The sequence below is a fragment of the Staphylococcus rostri genome, assembly GCF_002902145.1.
GTDB lineage: Bacteria > Bacillota > Bacilli > Staphylococcales > Staphylococcaceae > Staphylococcus > Staphylococcus rostri.
The window spans coordinates 1-15,358 of the sequence record NZ_PPRF01000062.1 but is presented as its reverse complement, the minus strand read 5'-3'; the positions used below and the strand labels follow the sequence as shown (position 1 = coordinate 15,358).

The following is a 15,358-nucleotide window of genomic DNA, read 5'->3' as shown; positions in this document are numbered from 1 at the left end:
ATTTATATTTGATTTTACATTTCTTTTGCACAATTTAATTAATATACATGTGATTTTACTTAATACTATTCAAAATTTCAATAAATGACAGATTATATTAAATATCACTGTATTAATCATTTCTTTATAATTTCTTAATAAAGAACATATCCATTTATTTCTATCGCATATGTGTACTGATGTTGGTTTATCATTGAACCGCAGCTAAAAAAACACCTTACCCACTGGCTAACTGTCCAATGATAAAGTGTTTTCTCATTCTATATCGTTTCTAAAAACATATTACTTTTACCGTTTAATGCCATATCTGCTGTGACGCCTTGTTGATATAAATAGTAAGCGACTGCACCAATCATTGCGGCATTGTCTGTACATAATTTCGGTTCAGGAATTGATAATGTAATACCGTGTGCTTCTGTTGCACGTTCAAGTTCAGCACGCAAACCGCGATTACTTGCGACACCACCAGCGACAATCAACTGCTTCACGTCATACTGTTCGCAAGCACGAATTGCTTTTCCTACTAAGACTTCTACGACACTGTTTTGGAAGCTCGCTGCAACATTCTCAGGTATCGGTGTCTCACCTTTTTGTTTTAAGTTATGCAATTTATTAATCACTGCACTTTTTAATCCGCTAAAGCTAAAGTCAAAGCTATCAGGTTCTAGCCACACGCGTGGGAAGTCGTAACTGTCGATACCTTCTGCCGCTAATTTATCAACGTGTGGTCCACCCGGATATGGTAAACCAATCGTACGTGCTACTTTGTCATAGGCTTCACCGACTGCATCGTCACGTGTTTCGCCAATCACTTCAAAGTTCAAATGATTGCGCATCAATACCAATTCCGTATGACCACCTGAAACAATGAGTGCCATTAATGGGAATGTTAGTCCTTTATCCAACTGATTTGCATAAATATGTCCCGCAATATGATGAACTGGAATTAACGGCTTGTTGTGCGCAAACGCCAATGCTTTTGCGGCATTCACACCAACTAATAATGCCCCGATAAGTCCCGGTCCTTGTGTTACTGCAACTGCGTCTATATCATCCATTGTCACTTGCGCTGTTGTTAACGCATCTTCTACCATTAATGTTATATTTTCAACGTGATGACGGCTCGCCACTTCAGGGACAACACCGCCAAAGCGTTTATGACTGTCGATTTGACTCAACACACTATTGCTTAAAATTTGATGTCCATCCGCAATCACGCTAACACTTGTTTCATCACAGCTTGTTTCAACCGCTAATATCAATGTTTGTTTAGTCATTTAAATTCACCCACATTACCCATGCATCCTCTCCATCGCCATAGTAATTTTTACGCTTACCACCAAATTGAAAGCCTAACTTTTCATACACATGTTGTGCAACATAATTGTGTTCTCGCACTTCCAAGCTCATCACTGTTGCAATGGTAGACGCAAAGTTTTTCGCATAGTTGAGCAACAATTGCCCAAGTCCGTAACCTCGATATTCAGGCGATACGGCAATCGTTGTAATTTGTGCTTGGTCTACTACAATCCATAAACCGATATATCCAATAATCACTTCATCATACGTCATGACAAAATAATGCGCAAAGTTATTTTGCTCAAGCTCATGGTAAAACGCGTCAATCGTCCATGAGCTATGTTGAAAGCTTACACGTTCTAAGTCGAACACAGCAGGCACATCTTCATGCGACATACGGCGAATATTTAGTTGGTCTTTGAATTCTGCTGGTTCAACCAATTTTGTTCTGCCTCCGATAATTTCAAATATTGCGGACAAAAACGATGAATATTTTGTGATTCACCCTTATGTTGCCACATCACTTCAGCACGTGGTAATAAAGGTAACACATCAAAGTCTTGTAACTGCGTCTCAAACTGGCGTACATCTTCTCCGACAAACAATACGTCGCCTTCCTCTTTCACACGTGCTACTAAGTCAGCTAACGCCATATATTGGTCGTCTATCACATTTTGTAACTGTCCATCTTGCCAGCGGTACGCACCTGCATACACATGTTCACGACGTGCATTCATAATCGGCACAATTAAGCGCTCACTATATGGTAACGTTGCTGCAAGGGCTTTTAATGATGATACGCCATATAAATTCAAGTTTAATGTGTATGCCAACGTTTTAGCTATCGTCACACCGATTCGCAAGCCGGTATAAGAACCCGGTCCTTGTGCTACGACGATATCGGTTAAATCTTGTGGTGTAATGCCTGCTGTTTCTAATAACGTTACAATCTGTGGCATTAATTGAACCGAATGATTCTGTTTCACTGCTGATGTATATGTTGCGACGACTTGATCTTCTTTCATTAATGCAACGGCTAACGGCTGGTTCGAACTATCAATCAATAGACTATACATGCTCAAGTGCCTCCTTTATCGCTTCATAATGTGCACCTTGCGCTTCAAGTTCTAATGCGCGCTCCGTCTCACTCATTACGTTAATTGTTATTTTTAAAAATGTATCTGGTAAATATTCTGCGATAAACTGACTCCATTCGATGACTGTGACCGCTTCGTCATTAAAGTACTCATCGAATCCTAAATCTTCTTCTGAGTCTTCTAAGCGATAACAATCCATATGATGAAAGTTCAGTTCCGCACCTTTATATGACTTAATAATATTAAATGTCGGTGAGTTAATCGTACGTGTTACACCAAGTGCGCGACCTAAAAACTGACTGAACGTCGTTTTACCTGCACCGAGATCACCGTCTAACAACAATACGTCTCCCGCTTCAAGATGTGTCGCAAGTTGTTGTGCGAATACTTCCATATCTGTTATATTTTGAATCTTTTTCATTATGTGCACTCCTGACTCAATTTTCCTATCTATTGTATCAAATTTTTGTACTGAGTAGAATTGTGAATGTCTAGGAGCTGGGAATGGGACAGAAATCTTATTTATCCAAAAAGATTCCGTTGTCCCACCCCGGCAAGGCTGACTAGGCATGAAATCTCAAACTTAAATGAAGTGTTTCTATTCATGTCCCGCCCTCACGCCATGTCTTCAACCAATTCTTCATGTTTCTTTTAAAAGAAGTTCATCATTTTGTAAATATCTTTTTTGTCCACTCATAAACGTTTTTAACGCCTATTTCAATCTTTTTTCAGAAAATTTTAAACTTACTGTTGACTTATTTGTTCACATGCGTTAAATTAAGTTTATCCTTTTTTCAGATAATTCATTTAATTAACAACAGCTTATTTGAGAAAACAACTCATTCGACTATTATAAGGAGCGTATAAATATGATGAACAAGTATTCATTCCCTAACCAACAACTTAATATCATTATTTTATTAATACGCCCAGGGCTGGAGCTTTAGTAAGAAGTTTTTACTAAATGACTTAAGTCCTATTTCTAGTTGAATGGGACTTTCCATAATACGTCCCAATTCACATTGGGGCGTATTTTTTATTTTCTGTAAACAACCAAGGAGGCAACAAAAATGAGAAGTGACATGATTAAAAAAGGTGATCACCAAGCGCCAGCAAGAAGTTTATTACATGCAACGGGACAAATCAAATCGCCAACGGATATGAACAAGCCTTTTATCGCAATTTGTAATTCATACATTGACATCGTTCCTGGTCACGTGCATTTACGTGAGCTTGGCGACATTGCCAAAGAAGCCATTCGCGAAGCAGGCGGTGTTCCTTTCGAGTTCAATACAATCGGTGTCGATGATGGTATCGCAATGGGACATATCGGTATGCGTTACTCACTACCGAGCCGTGAAATTATCGCGGATGCCGCTGAAACGGTCATCAATGCACATTGGTTCGACGGTGTGTTCTACATCCCGAACTGCGACAAAATCACACCAGGTATGATGCTGGCTGCGATGAGAACGAATGTACCAGCAGTCTTCTGCTCAGGTGGTCCGATGAAAGCCGGCTTATCGTCACAAGGTAAAGCTTTAACACTCTCATCTATGTTTGAAGCTGTTGGTGCTTTTAAAGAAGGCACAATGTCAAAAGAAGAATTTTTAGAAATGGAACAAAATGCCTGTCCAACATGTGGTTCATGTTCAGGTATGTTTACCGCTAACTCAATGAACTGCTTAATGGAAGTGCTCGGTCTTGCGCTACCGTATAACGGCACAGCATTAGCCGTCAGCGATGAACGCCGTGAGATGATTCGTCAAGCCGCAAAACAACTCGTCTACAATGTGAAACACGACATTAAACCGCGTGACATTGTCACAAAAGAAGCAATTGATGATGCCTTTGCTTTAGATATGGCTATGGGTGGTTCTACTAACACAGTGCTACATACCCTAGCAATCGCACAAGAAGCAGGCATTGATTACGACTTATCTCGCATTAATGACATCGCTAAGAAGACGCCGTATTTATCAAAAATCGCACCAAGTTCTGCGTATTCAATGCAAGATGTCCATGAAGCAGGTGGTGTCCCAGCAATCATCAATGAGCTGATGAAAAAAGACGGTGTGCTACATCCTGATCGAATCACAGTAACTGGTAAAACATTACGTGAAAACAATGAAGGTAAAGAAATCACAAATGACGTCGTTATCCGTAGACTCGACAATCCTTACGATAAAGAAGGTGGCTTATCCGTTTTATACGGCAATGTTGCACCAGATGGCGCCGTTATCAAAGTGGGTGGCGTTGATCCAAGTATTAAAACATTTACCGGTAAAGCAATCTGTTTCGATAGCCATGATGAAGCTGTTGAAGCAATCGATAACCATACCGTCAAAGCGGGTCACGTTGTCGTTATCCGATATGAAGGTCCTAAAGGTGGTCCAGGTATGCCAGAGATGCTTGCCCCTACATCATCAATCGTCGGTCGCGGCTTAGGCAAGGACGTCGCATTAATCACAGATGGTCGTTTCTCCGGTGCCACTCGTGGTATCGCAGTTGGACACATCTCACCTGAAGCAGCAGCTGGTGGTCCAATCGGCTTAATTGAAGACGGCGATGAAATTACAATCGATTTAACAACACGTACGTTGGACTTACACGTGGATGATGCAACATTAGCAGCACGTAAAGTATCCCAACAACCATTTAAAGCAAAAGTTAAAACGGGCTATCTCGCACGCTACACTGCACTTGTAACGAGTGCCAATACGGGTGGCGTCATGAAAGTACCGGAAGACTTACTATAAATCTCATCAAAATGGAGGCAATTTTTATGACACATGTAAATACAACCGATCATGAACAAGAGACAGAACCAACATCAACTACTTTTAAAACCGGCTCCGAGTTATTAGTTGATGCCTTAATTGAAGAAAATGTTGAATATATCTTTGGTTATCCGGGGGGCGCGGTCTTACCACTTTACGATACGTTCTACGATGAAAAAGGGCCGAAACACATTCTTTATCGCCATGAACAAGGTGCCACACACGCTGCAGAAGGTTATGCGCGTGCGAGTGGTAAAACAGGCGTCGTTGTTGTAACGAGTGGTCCGGGTGCAACAAATGCAATTACTGGTATTGCGGATGCATACAGCGATTCCCTACCACTTGTTGTCTTTACAGGACAAGTTGCCTCTCCGGGTATCGGGAAAGACGCATTCCAAGAAGCGGATATTTTATCCATGACTACGCCGATTACCAAACACAACTATCAAGTTCGTGATGTTAACGAAATTCCTAGAATCATCAAGGAAGCATTCCACGTTGCAAACTCAGGACGTAAAGGCCCTGTTGTCATCGACTTCCCAAAAGACATGGGAACATTGACAACAGCAACGCCAAACGATAGCACAGTGAGTACACCAGGTTATCAGGTGACAACTACACCTTCAGCGGATGACGTGCAGCAATTACGTGAATTATTGAAAGCATCTCAAAAACCATTAGTATTGGCAGGTGCAGGTGTTAACTTCGCCCAAGCCAATGACTTACTCGAAACATTTGTGACACGTCATCAAATTCCAGTAGCTGCAACGTTACACGGATTAGGCGCCGTGCCATATGACAGTCCCCTTTTCTTAGGTATGGGCGGTATGCACGGGTCTTATGCAAGTAATATGGCATTAACTGAATGTGACTTGTTAGTGAACTTTGGTTCTCGCTTTGATGACCGTCTGGCAAGTAAACCTGATGCTTTTGCACCTAATGCGAAAGTGGTTCATGTTGACATTGATCCATCTGAAATCAACAAAATCATCCGTACAGACTTAGGCATTGTCGCTGATGTTAAAGAAGTACTCGAACAATTACTCGCATTTGACGATACATTTGCAGAACATCAAGCGTGGTTAGATGAAGTGGCACAATACAAAGCAAAACATCCATTCTCATATCGTGAAACAGTTGATGTGGCATTTAGTAAGCCCCAACGTGCGATTGAATATATCGGTGAGTTAACGAATGGTGATGCTTTTGTTGCTACGGATGTAGGTCAACATCAGATGTGGGTGGCTCAATTTTATCCATTTAAAACACATGGCCAGCTCATCACAAGTGGCGGCCTTGGCACAATGGGCTTTGGTATCCCAGCTGCAATCGGCGCAAAATTTGCCAGACCGAATGACACGGTTGTTGCCTTCGTTGGTGATGGTGGTTTCCAAATGACGAACCAGGAAATGGCGTTGCTGAACGAATACAACTTAGATGTCAAAATCGTACTTGTCAACAACGGTACGCTCGGCATGGTAAAGCAATGGCAAGATAAGTTCTTTGATAAACGTTTTTCTCATTCTATCTTTAACAATCAACCGAATTTCGCCAAAATGTCAGAAGCATATGGTGTTAAAAGCTTTTTAGTCGACAATGCAGACAACTTAGAGTCAACACTCGATGAAGCTTTCAGTTACGAGGGACCTGCCTTAATCGATATTCGCATCTCCCCTACCGAACCTGTATTGCCAATGGTACCAAGTGGCAAAGCAAACCATGAAATGGAGGGATTAGAATGAGACGCACATTCAAATTAACAGTATTCGACAAAGCAGGTACACTCAATCGTCTTACAAGCACGTTTGTTAGACGTCAATTCAACATCGTCAACATCACAGCAGGTCCAACATTAGAAGCGGGTGTCACTGAGATTACCTTCGTCGCTGAAGTACCTGATGATCAAATGTTACGTACGATCATTCAGCAATTGAAAAAACAAGTCAACACATTAACAGTTGAGGATATTACAGATACCAACACATTTAATCGTGAGTTGTTACTGATCAAACTCAACAAACCTGAAAATGACACACAGTTTACTGACTTAACAAACAACTATGCAACACATGTTACACGTCTAAAAGAAGACGACAGCACATTGTATTTACAAGCGGTCGGTCCACAAGAAACATTAGATCAGTTACTTGAAGACTTATCCGCATACGGTATTCAACAAATATCACGTACTGGCACTGCCGCTATCGTCTAATTTAATAATAAAAACCAATTAATGAATCTATGGAGGAATGCTTTTATGGCTAAAGTATATTATGACAATTCAGTAGAACAAGATGTATTACAAGGGAAAAAGGTTGCAATTATCGGTTATGGCTCACAAGGTCACGCACATGCTCAAAACTTAAAAGACAACGGCTATGACGTGGTTGTTGGTATCCGCCCAGGTCGTTCATTCGATCAAGCAAAAGAAGATGGCTTCGATGTTTTTACAGTAGCTGAAGCTGTCAAACAAGCAGACGTTGTAATGGTGTTATTACCAGATGAAATCCAAGGCGATGTCTATGAAAACGAAATCGCACCAAACTTAGAAGCAGGTAATGCTTTAGCGTTCGCACACGGTTTCAACATTCACTTTAATGTTATCCAACCACCAAGTGATGTTGACGTCTTCTTAGTTGCACCAAAAGGCCCTGGTCACCTTGTGCGTCGTACATTCGTGGAAGGTTCAGCCGTTCCTGCATTATTCGCAGTAGAACAAGACGCGACAGGTCATGCACGTGAACTTGCATTAAGCTATGCAAAAGGTATCGGCGCAACACGTGCAGGTGTCCTTGAAACAACATATAAAGAAGAAACAGAAACAGATTTATTCGGTGAACAAGCCGTATTATGTGGTGGTGTGACACGCTTAATCCAAAGTGGTTTTGAAGTGTTAACGGAAGCAGGCTACCAACCAGAAATTGCTTATTTTGAAGTATTACATGAAATGAAATTAATCGTGGATCTTATGTACGAAGGCGGCCTTGAAAACATGCGCTACTCTATCTCAAACACTGCAGAGTTCGGTGACTATGTATCAGGTCCACGTGTTATTACTGAAGACACGAAAGAAAATATGAAAGCCGTATTAAAAGATATTCAAGATGGTACATTCAGCGATCGTTTCATTGAAGATAACAAAAATGGTTTCGCATCATTTAAAGAAATGCGTGCTGCACAACAAAACCATGCTATCACTGAAGTCGGTCAAACATTACGTGAAATGATGCCATTTATCAAGTCTAAAAGTATTTCTAAATAAACATACGTGATGAAGGTACAAGAGGTTGTCATCACTAACTAGGTGAGATTTGGGATTTTCGGGTGGAACGACGGAATCTTTTTTGATAAATGAGATTCCTGTCTCACTCCCCCTTTTCACAACCTCTTAGTCACCTTACATATTTTACATTTAAGGAGCTGTTTACAATGTCTAGCCATATTCAAATTTTCGATACGACACTACGAGATGGTGAACAAACACCAGGCGTCAGTTTTTCTTTTGATGAACGTCTAAAAATTGCAACTCAGTTAGAACAATGGGGCGTTGATGTCATTGAAGCTGGTTTCCCCGCTTCAAGTGAAGGAAGTTTCCAATCTGTTCAAGCAATCGCACGTCACTTAAAACGTACAACCGTTACAGGACTTGCACGCTGTTTGAAATCAGATATCGACGCGGTATACGAAGCAACGAAAGACGCGGTTTCTCCGTCCATACACGTTTTTATCGCAACAAGCCCTATCCACTTAACCTCTAAACTTAACATGACAGAAGATGAAGTATTAGCTTCAATTGATGAACATGTGCGTTACGCCAAAGAACGCTTTGACATTGTTCAGTTCTCACCTGAAGATGCAACACGTACACCTTTACCATTTCTCATCAAAAGTGTCCAAACTGCTGTCGATGCTGGTGCTACAGTTATCAACATTCCAGACACAGTTGGTTATACGTATCCTCAAGAATATGGTCAGATTTTTAGAACACTCATTGAAGAAGTTAAAGCACCTGAACCAATCACATATAGTGCGCATTGCCACGATGACCTCGGTTTAGCCGTTGCCAATAGTATGGCTGCAATTGAAAATGGCGCTACACGCATTGAAGGAACTGTTAATGGTATTGGTGAACGTGCGGGTAACACCGCTTTGGAAGAAGTTGCCCTTGGCCTTTATGTCCGTCAAGACCATTACCAAATTCAAACAAACATCAAACTTGAAGCAACGAAACAAACGTCTGATTTAATTGCGCGTTATGCAGGGCTTCGCGTCCCACGTAATAAAGCGATTGTTGGGAAGAATGCGTTTAGTCACGAGTCAGGTATTCATCAAGATGGGTTCTTGAAAAATCCTGAAACGTATGAAATTATGACGCCACAACTCGTCGGTGTGAAAAGTACAGAATTACCACTCGGCAAGCTGTCAGGTCGTCATGCATTCCAAGACAAGTTAAAGCAATTAGGTTACGACATTGATGCTGACACGCAAAAAGCACTGTTTAAAGCATTTAAAGGGATTGCCGATAAGAAAAAACATGTCACAGATCGTGATATTCACGCATTGATTCAAGGCTCTGAACATGAAAAACATGCGACATATCAATTGGACTCACTCCAGTTACAATTCGTATCAAAAGGTCTACAAAGTGCTGTCGTTGTGTTGAAAGACCAAGCTGGCAATACGTATCAAGATAGCAGCATTGGGACAGGTTCAATTATCGCCGTCTATAACGCTGTCGACCGCATTTTACAAAACAAACCAAAATTAATCGACTATCGTATCGACGCATTAACTGAAGGACGCGACGCACAAGCCGAAGTTCATGTTACTTTGCAGCTTGATGATAAACAAGTATCAGGCGTTGGTTTCGACCATGATATTTTATATGCGTCATGTAAAGCGTATGTAGAAGCCGCTTCACAACTCGTCGATGCACCGAAGTCAAAAGAAGGTGACGCAGAATGACATTTCATATCGTAACGTTACCAGGTGATGGTATTGGTCCAGAGATTATGTCAGGAACATTAGAGGTACTTGCTGCATTATCAGAAAAGTACAACTTCGATTACGACGTGACAGAACATCTCATGGGTGGTAGCGCGATTGATGCCACAGGGTCACCCCTACCTGAAGCGACTTTAACAGCATGTCAACAAGCCGATGCAGTGTTGTTAGCTGCAATTGGTGGACCGAAATGGCAAGACCCAAACAATCGTCCTGAACACGGCTTACTGAAGTTACGTAAATCACTCGGCTTATTTGCGAATATCCGTCCAACACGTGTCAGTGAACATACTGTGAATTTATCACCATTAAAAGCAGATATTGTTGCACAGACAGACCTAGTCATCGTGCGTGAGTTAACAAGTGGTATTTACTTTGGCACACCGAGTCATTGGGACGCGCATGAAGCGGTTGACACGTTGACATACACAGTAGCCGAAATCGAACGTCTTGCGCATGAAGCATTCAAGCTCGCACAACAACGTCGTAAAAAACTGACGTCTGTTGATAAAGAGAATGTTTTATCTTCAAGCAAATTGTGGCGTCAAACAATCAATCGCATTGCAGAACAGTATCCAGACGTGACCGTCGAGCATTTACTCGTAGACGCATGTAGTATGCATTTGTTAAAACGCCCGACTGACTTTGATGTTATCGTGACTGAAAATCTATTTGGCGACATCTTAAGCGATGAGGCCTCTATGCTCCCTGGTTCACTGGGGCTATCGCCATCCGCAAGCTTTAGTGAATCAGGTCCCGCGCTTTACGAACCGATTCACGGCTCTGCACCAGACATCGCCGGTCAAAATAAAGCCAATCCATTCGGCATGTTGTTATCACTAGCGATGTGTTTACGCAATTCTGCACAACGCGATGATATGGCTACATGGCTAGAAACTGCAGTCGATACACTGATTGCTCAAAACATAACAACGCCAGACTTAGGCGGTCAAGCAAGCACAACCGAGATTTTTGAAGCACTTCAATCTCGTATCAAGGAGGTCTAAACATGGGACGTACACTATTTGATAAAATTTGGGACAACCACGTCATAACAGGACAAGCTGGAGAGCCACAATTGTTATACATTGATTTACACTTAATTCACGAAGTCACCTCTCCACAAGCATTTGAAGGATTACGACTTCAAAAACGTACGTTGAGAAGACCTGACTTAACGTTTGGAACACTTGACCATAACGTCCCAACCGTTGACATTTTTAATATTAAAGATGACATTGCGAATAAACAAATTCAAGCATTGCAGAAAAACTGCGAAGAATTTAACGTCACCCTCTTTGATATGGGATCCGATGAGCAAGGTATTGTGCATATGGTCGGACCTGAAACTGGACTGACACAACCGGGTAAAACAATCGTTTGTGGCGACTCACATACAGCGACACACGGTGCTTTCGGAGCAATTGCCTTTGGTATTGGGACAAGCGAAGTTGAACACGTTTTCGCGACACAAACACTTTGGCAAACGAAACCGAAAAATTTGAAGATTGAAGTGAGTGGCACGTTACCTAAAGGTGTTTACGCAAAAGATATTATCTTACACCTTATCAATCAACACGGCGTGAACTTTGGAACTGGTTATGCGCTTGAATTTACAGGTGAGACAATCGCGCAACTGTCTATGGAAGCACGTATGACTATTTGTAATATGGCGATTGAAGCAGGCGCAAAATACGGTGTTATGCGTCCAGATGATACAACATTTGACTATATGGAAGGCAGACGTTACGCAGGGAATATCGCTGAACAAAAAGCCGCATGGCAAGAGCTATATAGTGATGAGGATGCTGTTTTTGATAAAGTGATTACACTCGATGTCACAGATTTAGAACCGCAAGTCACATGGGGGACTAGTCCAGAGATGGGTGTGAACTTCTCAACACCATTCCCAGCGATTGAAAACACAAACGATGCACGTGCCTATGATTATATGGGCTTACAACCTGGACAAACAGCGTCTGACATTCCACTTGGCTATGTATTCTTAGGCTCATGTACAAATGCACGTCTATCCGATTTGATTGAGGCAAGTAAGTTCGTCAAAGGCCAACGTGTCCATGAAGACATCACCGCCATTGTCGTCCCTGGTTCCAGACAGGTCAAACATCAAGCTGAAGCGCTCGGATTAGACAAAATCTTTAAAGAAGCTGGCTTTGAATGGCGCGAACCGGGATGTAGTATGTGTCTCGGTATGAATCCTGACCAAGTCCCTGCTGGCGTTCACTGTGCTTCAACCAGCAATCGTAACTTTGAAGGACGCCAAGGTAAAGGCGCACGCACACATCTTGTATCACCTGCTATGGCTGCTGCCGCGGCAATTCACGGACACTTTGTAGATGTTAGAAAGGTGGTTCACACATAATGGAAATCAAACCAATTACTGAATATACAGGGAAAGTCGTTTCTCTATTTCATAACAATATTGATACCGATCAAATTATTCCAAAAGTCCATTTGAAACGTATTTCCAAACTGGGCTTTGGCCCCTTTCTCTTTGATGAATGGCGCTACTTGGAAGATGGTTCCGACAATCCTGACTTTGCGTTGAATCAACCTGAGGCGCAAGGTGCATCCATTTTGATTACAGGCGAAAACTTTGGCTGTGGTTCGAGCCGAGAACACGCAGCATGGGCATTGAAAGACTATGGATTCCAAGTCATTATTGCCGGTAGTTATAGCGATATTTTTTATATGAACTGTACGAAAAACGCGTTGCTCCCGATTGTATTAGACAAAGCAACACGTGAACGCTTAGCACAAGAAACTGAGCTTACTATTAACCTACCTGAACAACAAATTAAAACCGCAACAGACACATTCAGCTTCGATATTGACGAAACATGGAAACATAAACTCGTCAATGGCTTGGATGACATTGCGATTACTTTACAATATGCGTCAGAAATCACCGCATATGAACAACAACATTAAGGAGTGAAAGATATGACTGTACAAACACAAACCGTCACTGCGAAAGATGTCGATGAGGCATTTTTACGCATTCAACAAACTGTCAAACAAACACCATTAGAAAAGGATCATTACTTATCAATGAAATACGACTGTAACGTCTATTTGAAACGTGAAGACTTACAGTGGGTACGTTCTTTCAAATTAAGAGGCGCATATAACGCCATTTCTGTCTTACCACATGAACAACAAGCAAAAGGCATTACATGTGCAAGTGCCGGTAACCATGCGCAAGGTGTCGCATTTACTGCTCGTCAATTAGACTTGCATGCGGTTATCTTTATGCCAGTGACAACACCTAACCAAAAAGTAAGCCAAGTTCAATTTTTTGGTGGCAACAACGTCGAAATTCAACTAATTGGCGATACTTTTGACGATTGTTTAAAAGAAGCATTGTCATACACACAAGCACACGCAATGACGTTTATTGATCCATTTAATAACGTACATACCATTGCTGGTCAAGGCACACTCGCGAAAGAAATTTTGCAAACAGCAGCAGAAGACAACATTTCATTCGATTATCTATTTGGTGCAATTGGCGGAGGCGGTTTGATGTCCGGCGTTGCAACCTACTTCGCTGCAAACAGCCCTCAAACACAACTCATTGGGGTTGAACCTTTAGGCGCAAGCAGCATGCACGCAGCAGTCCAACAACAACAAGTCGTAACATTACCAAACATTGATAAATTCGTTGACGGCGCATCCGTTGCCCGTGTTGGCGAGATTACATTCAATATTTGTAATCGCCTGTTAAGCGACTACGTTCAAATTGATGAAGGCGCAGTATGTTCAACAATTCTCGATATGTATTCAAAACAAGCCATCGTCGCAGAACCCGCTGGCGCTTTGAGCATCAGTGCACTCGAACAGTATCGCGAACAAATCAAAGGCAAAAACGTCGTTTGCATCATCAGCGGTGGGAACAACGATATCAACCGTATGAAAGAAATTGAAGAGCGTTCATTACTGTACGAAGAAATGAAACACTACTTCATTCTTAACTTCCCACAACGACCAGGCGCATTACGCCAATTCGTTAACGACGTACTCGGTCCAAAAGACGACATTACCAAATTTGAATACTTGAAGAAAAGCTCACAAAACACGGGAACAGTTATCATTGGCATTCAATTACAGAACCACCAAGACCTCCAACAATTGATTGCTAATGTTAACGCATTCGACCCGAAAAACATCTACATCAATGAAAATAAAATGTTATATTCACTCTTAATCTAAACAAAAAGACTGACGATGATAGGCCTATTACCTATATTTCGTCAGTCTTTTTAATGTACTTAATCCAGCAAAGTCACGTTCTCTTTACCCCAGTATGCAATTCTTTCTGTAATATCTCCAGCGTCATTGAATGTCATCGTTTCAATAATATCAATTGTAACATCGTGACCATCTATCTGCGCATACAGTTTAAAAGCCATCGCAGCCTTATTCCCGTAACTCGTACTAATCGGTGCGACTAATTCCGCTTTTTGTGGGATAAATGAGACATCCGCCATATGTCGAAATCCTTGTCGTTCCCCTTCTTTCCCTTTAAATCGTGTAGCACCATATGGATCTTCAACCACAATGTCATCCGCATAATAAAGTGATGTTGATACTGCCGTTTCTTTATTAATCATATCAATATGATTCTGCATCACCGTGCGCATATACGTCTCAGTAATGCCATCATCTTGTTCATTGTGCACTTGTGGTTGCGTATCCTTTAATAGATCGTCCAGTAAGGTTTTCCAAGTGAAAGGTTGATTGGTCATATAAATACACCCTTTTTAATAATATGTTAGTTGCTTTTGAATGAGCTGTCTTTATTTAGTTTATTGTTCAAGGAGCATATTTTGACTTGCTAGTTGATAGGTAGGCTCACTTCATTTTGCTAGTTAATAGGCATCTTCTATAGCGCTACCAGACTGATGATAGAAGGTAAATATTCCTCTAGTAGTAGACACCAGCTAGATACGACTTTCCATTGCGCAACTTAAATAGCTTTCAATACATACGAAACACTCAAACAACATCGTACTACTATATTTAAATGAACGCACAAAAAAAGAGAAGTCAATATGACCTCTCTCGTTGAATTACCTGGCACCGTCCTACTCTCGCGGAACGTAAGTCCGACTACCATCGGCGCTAAAGAGCTTAACTTCTGTGTTCGGCATGGGA

Annotated in this window: 14 protein-coding genes and 1 rRNA gene; 9 read left to right on the top strand and 6 right to left on the bottom strand. The window is 41.5% G+C overall.

Translation table 11 applies throughout. The features are described 5' to 3' along the window. Positions 1–260 precede the first annotated feature (260 nt). The 4 genes from tsaD to tsaE are packed head-to-tail and all read right to left on the bottom strand — an operon-like array spanning position 261 to position 2,817. Positions 261–1,277 (bottom strand): tRNA (adenosine(37)-N6)-threonylcarbamoyltransferase complex transferase subunit TsaD, encoded by a 1,017-nt coding sequence (tsaD, locus tag CD122_RS08955; protein ID WP_103358642.1) that lies wholly within the window; start codon positions 1,275–1,277, stop codon positions 261–263. Continuing rightward, the gene (gene rimI, locus CD122_RS08950) at positions 1,270–1,695 is read right to left on the bottom strand and encodes a ribosomal protein S18-alanine N-acetyltransferase (RefSeq protein ID WP_103358643.1); all 426 of its coding nucleotides are present in this window, start codon (positions 1,693–1,695) and stop codon (positions 1,270–1,272) included. Before rimI ends, tsaD begins: the two co-directional genes overlap by 8 nt. Before the next feature lie 11 nt (positions 1,696–1,706). Next, positions 1,707–2,375, bottom strand: coding sequence for a tRNA (adenosine(37)-N6)-threonylcarbamoyltransferase complex dimerization subunit type 1 TsaB (tsaB, locus tag CD122_RS08945; RefSeq protein WP_103358641.1), 669 nt, complete (start codon positions 2,373–2,375; stop codon positions 1,707–1,709). Continuing rightward, positions 2,368–2,817 carry a tRNA (adenosine(37)-N6)-threonylcarbamoyltransferase complex ATPase subunit type 1 TsaE gene (gene tsaE, locus CD122_RS08940; protein ID WP_103358640.1) on the bottom strand — a complete coding sequence of 150 codons (450 nt, stop codon included), beginning with the start codon at positions 2,815–2,817 and terminating at the stop codon, positions 2,368–2,370. The genes tsaB and tsaE overlap by 8 nt, the downstream gene beginning before the upstream one ends. 649 nt (positions 2,818–3,466) lie before the next feature. Here tsaE and ilvD point away from each other — a divergent pair. The 9 genes from ilvD to ilvA all read left to right on the top strand — a co-directional run bounded on the left by ilvD (position 3,467) and on the right by ilvA (position 14,413). Continuing rightward, a complete protein-coding gene (gene ilvD / locus CD122_RS08935) occupies positions 3,467–5,155 on the top strand; it encodes a dihydroxy-acid dehydratase (RefSeq protein ID WP_103358639.1) in 1,689 nt (562 codons plus the stop codon). A gap of 26 nt (positions 5,156–5,181) precedes the next feature. Then, positions 5,182–6,918, top strand: coding sequence for a biosynthetic-type acetolactate synthase large subunit (gene ilvB, locus CD122_RS08930; RefSeq protein WP_103358638.1), 1,737 nt, complete (start codon positions 5,182–5,184; stop codon positions 6,916–6,918). Beyond that, positions 6,915–7,388: an acetolactate synthase small subunit gene (ilvN, locus tag CD122_RS08925; protein ID WP_103358637.1), complete on the top strand. Its 474-nt coding sequence runs from the start codon at positions 6,915–6,917 to the stop codon at positions 7,386–7,388. The genes ilvB and ilvN overlap by 4 nt, the downstream gene beginning before the upstream one ends. A 45-nt stretch (positions 7,389–7,433) precedes the next feature. Then, the gene (gene ilvC, locus CD122_RS08920) at positions 7,434–8,438 is read left to right on the top strand and encodes a ketol-acid reductoisomerase (protein ID WP_103358636.1); all 1,005 of its coding nucleotides are present in this window, start codon (positions 7,434–7,436) and stop codon (positions 8,436–8,438) included. 167 nt (positions 8,439–8,605) lie between these two features. Next, a complete protein-coding gene (locus tag CD122_RS08915; RefSeq protein ID WP_103358635.1) occupies positions 8,606–10,141 on the top strand; it encodes a 2-isopropylmalate synthase in 1,536 nt (511 codons plus the stop codon). Next, a complete protein-coding gene (gene leuB / locus CD122_RS08910; protein WP_103358634.1) occupies positions 10,138–11,187 on the top strand; it encodes a 3-isopropylmalate dehydrogenase in 1,050 nt (349 codons plus the stop codon). Before CD122_RS08915 ends, leuB begins: the two co-directional genes overlap by 4 nt. A gap of 2 nt (positions 11,188–11,189) precedes the next feature. Next, on the top strand, positions 11,190–12,563 hold the full coding sequence (leuC, locus tag CD122_RS08905; RefSeq protein WP_103358633.1) for a 3-isopropylmalate dehydratase large subunit: 1,374 nt from the start codon (positions 11,190–11,192) through the stop codon (positions 12,561–12,563). Continuing rightward, complete coding sequence (gene leuD, locus CD122_RS08900) at positions 12,563–13,132, top strand: 3-isopropylmalate dehydratase small subunit (RefSeq protein WP_103358632.1); 570 nt, start codon at positions 12,563–12,565, stop codon at positions 13,130–13,132. The genes leuC and leuD overlap by 1 nt, the downstream gene beginning before the upstream one ends. Before the next feature lie 12 nt (positions 13,133–13,144). After that, positions 13,145–14,413 (top strand): threonine ammonia-lyase IlvA, encoded by a 1,269-nt coding sequence (gene ilvA / locus CD122_RS08895; RefSeq protein ID WP_103358631.1) that lies wholly within the window; start codon positions 13,145–13,147, stop codon positions 14,411–14,413. A 59-nt stretch (positions 14,414–14,472) separates the two neighbouring features. Here the strand turns inward: ilvA and CD122_RS08890 are convergent, their stop codons facing one another. Then, positions 14,473–14,949: a nuclear transport factor 2 family protein gene (locus tag CD122_RS08890; protein ID WP_103358630.1), complete on the bottom strand. Its 477-nt coding sequence runs from the start codon at positions 14,947–14,949 to the stop codon at positions 14,473–14,475. A 326-nt stretch (positions 14,950–15,275) separates the two neighbouring features. Continuing rightward, positions 15,276–15,358 (bottom strand): 5S ribosomal RNA (rrf, locus tag CD122_RS12650); the annotation flags it as partial.

What these genes read in the sequence shown, in the direction of transcription:
- tsaD (WP_103358642.1), bottom strand. Translation starts at nt 1,277, where the DNA reads ATGACTAAACAAACATTGATATTAGCGGTTGAAACAAGCTGTGATGAA.
- rimI (WP_103358643.1), bottom strand. Translation starts at nt 1,695, where the DNA reads ATGTCGCATGAAGATGTGCCTGCTGTGTTCGACTTAGAACGTGTAAGC.
- tsaB (WP_103358641.1), bottom strand. Translation starts at nt 2,375, where the DNA reads ATGTATAGTCTATTGATTGATAGTTCGAACCAGCCGTTAGCCGTTGCA.
- tsaE (WP_103358640.1), bottom strand. Translation starts at nt 2,817, where the DNA reads ATGAAAAAGATTCAAAATATAACAGATATGGAAGTATTCGCACAACAA.
- ilvD (WP_103358639.1), top strand. Translation starts at nt 3,467, where the DNA reads ATGAGAAGTGACATGATTAAAAAAGGTGATCACCAAGCGCCAGCAAGA.
- ilvB (WP_103358638.1), top strand. Translation starts at nt 5,182, where the DNA reads ATGACACATGTAAATACAACCGATCATGAACAAGAGACAGAACCAACA.
- ilvN (WP_103358637.1), top strand. Translation starts at nt 6,915, where the DNA reads ATGAGACGCACATTCAAATTAACAGTATTCGACAAAGCAGGTACACTC.
- ilvC (WP_103358636.1), top strand. Translation starts at nt 7,434, where the DNA reads ATGGCTAAAGTATATTATGACAATTCAGTAGAACAAGATGTATTACAA.
- CD122_RS08915 (WP_103358635.1), top strand. Translation starts at nt 8,606, where the DNA reads ATGTCTAGCCATATTCAAATTTTCGATACGACACTACGAGATGGTGAA.
- leuB (WP_103358634.1), top strand. Translation starts at nt 10,138, where the DNA reads ATGACATTTCATATCGTAACGTTACCAGGTGATGGTATTGGTCCAGAG.
- leuC (WP_103358633.1), top strand. Translation starts at nt 11,190, where the DNA reads ATGGGACGTACACTATTTGATAAAATTTGGGACAACCACGTCATAACA.
- leuD (WP_103358632.1), top strand. Translation starts at nt 12,563, where the DNA reads ATGGAAATCAAACCAATTACTGAATATACAGGGAAAGTCGTTTCTCTA.
- ilvA (WP_103358631.1), top strand. Translation starts at nt 13,145, where the DNA reads ATGACTGTACAAACACAAACCGTCACTGCGAAAGATGTCGATGAGGCA.
- CD122_RS08890 (WP_103358630.1), bottom strand. Translation starts at nt 14,949, where the DNA reads ATGACCAATCAACCTTTCACTTGGAAAACCTTACTGGACGATCTATTA.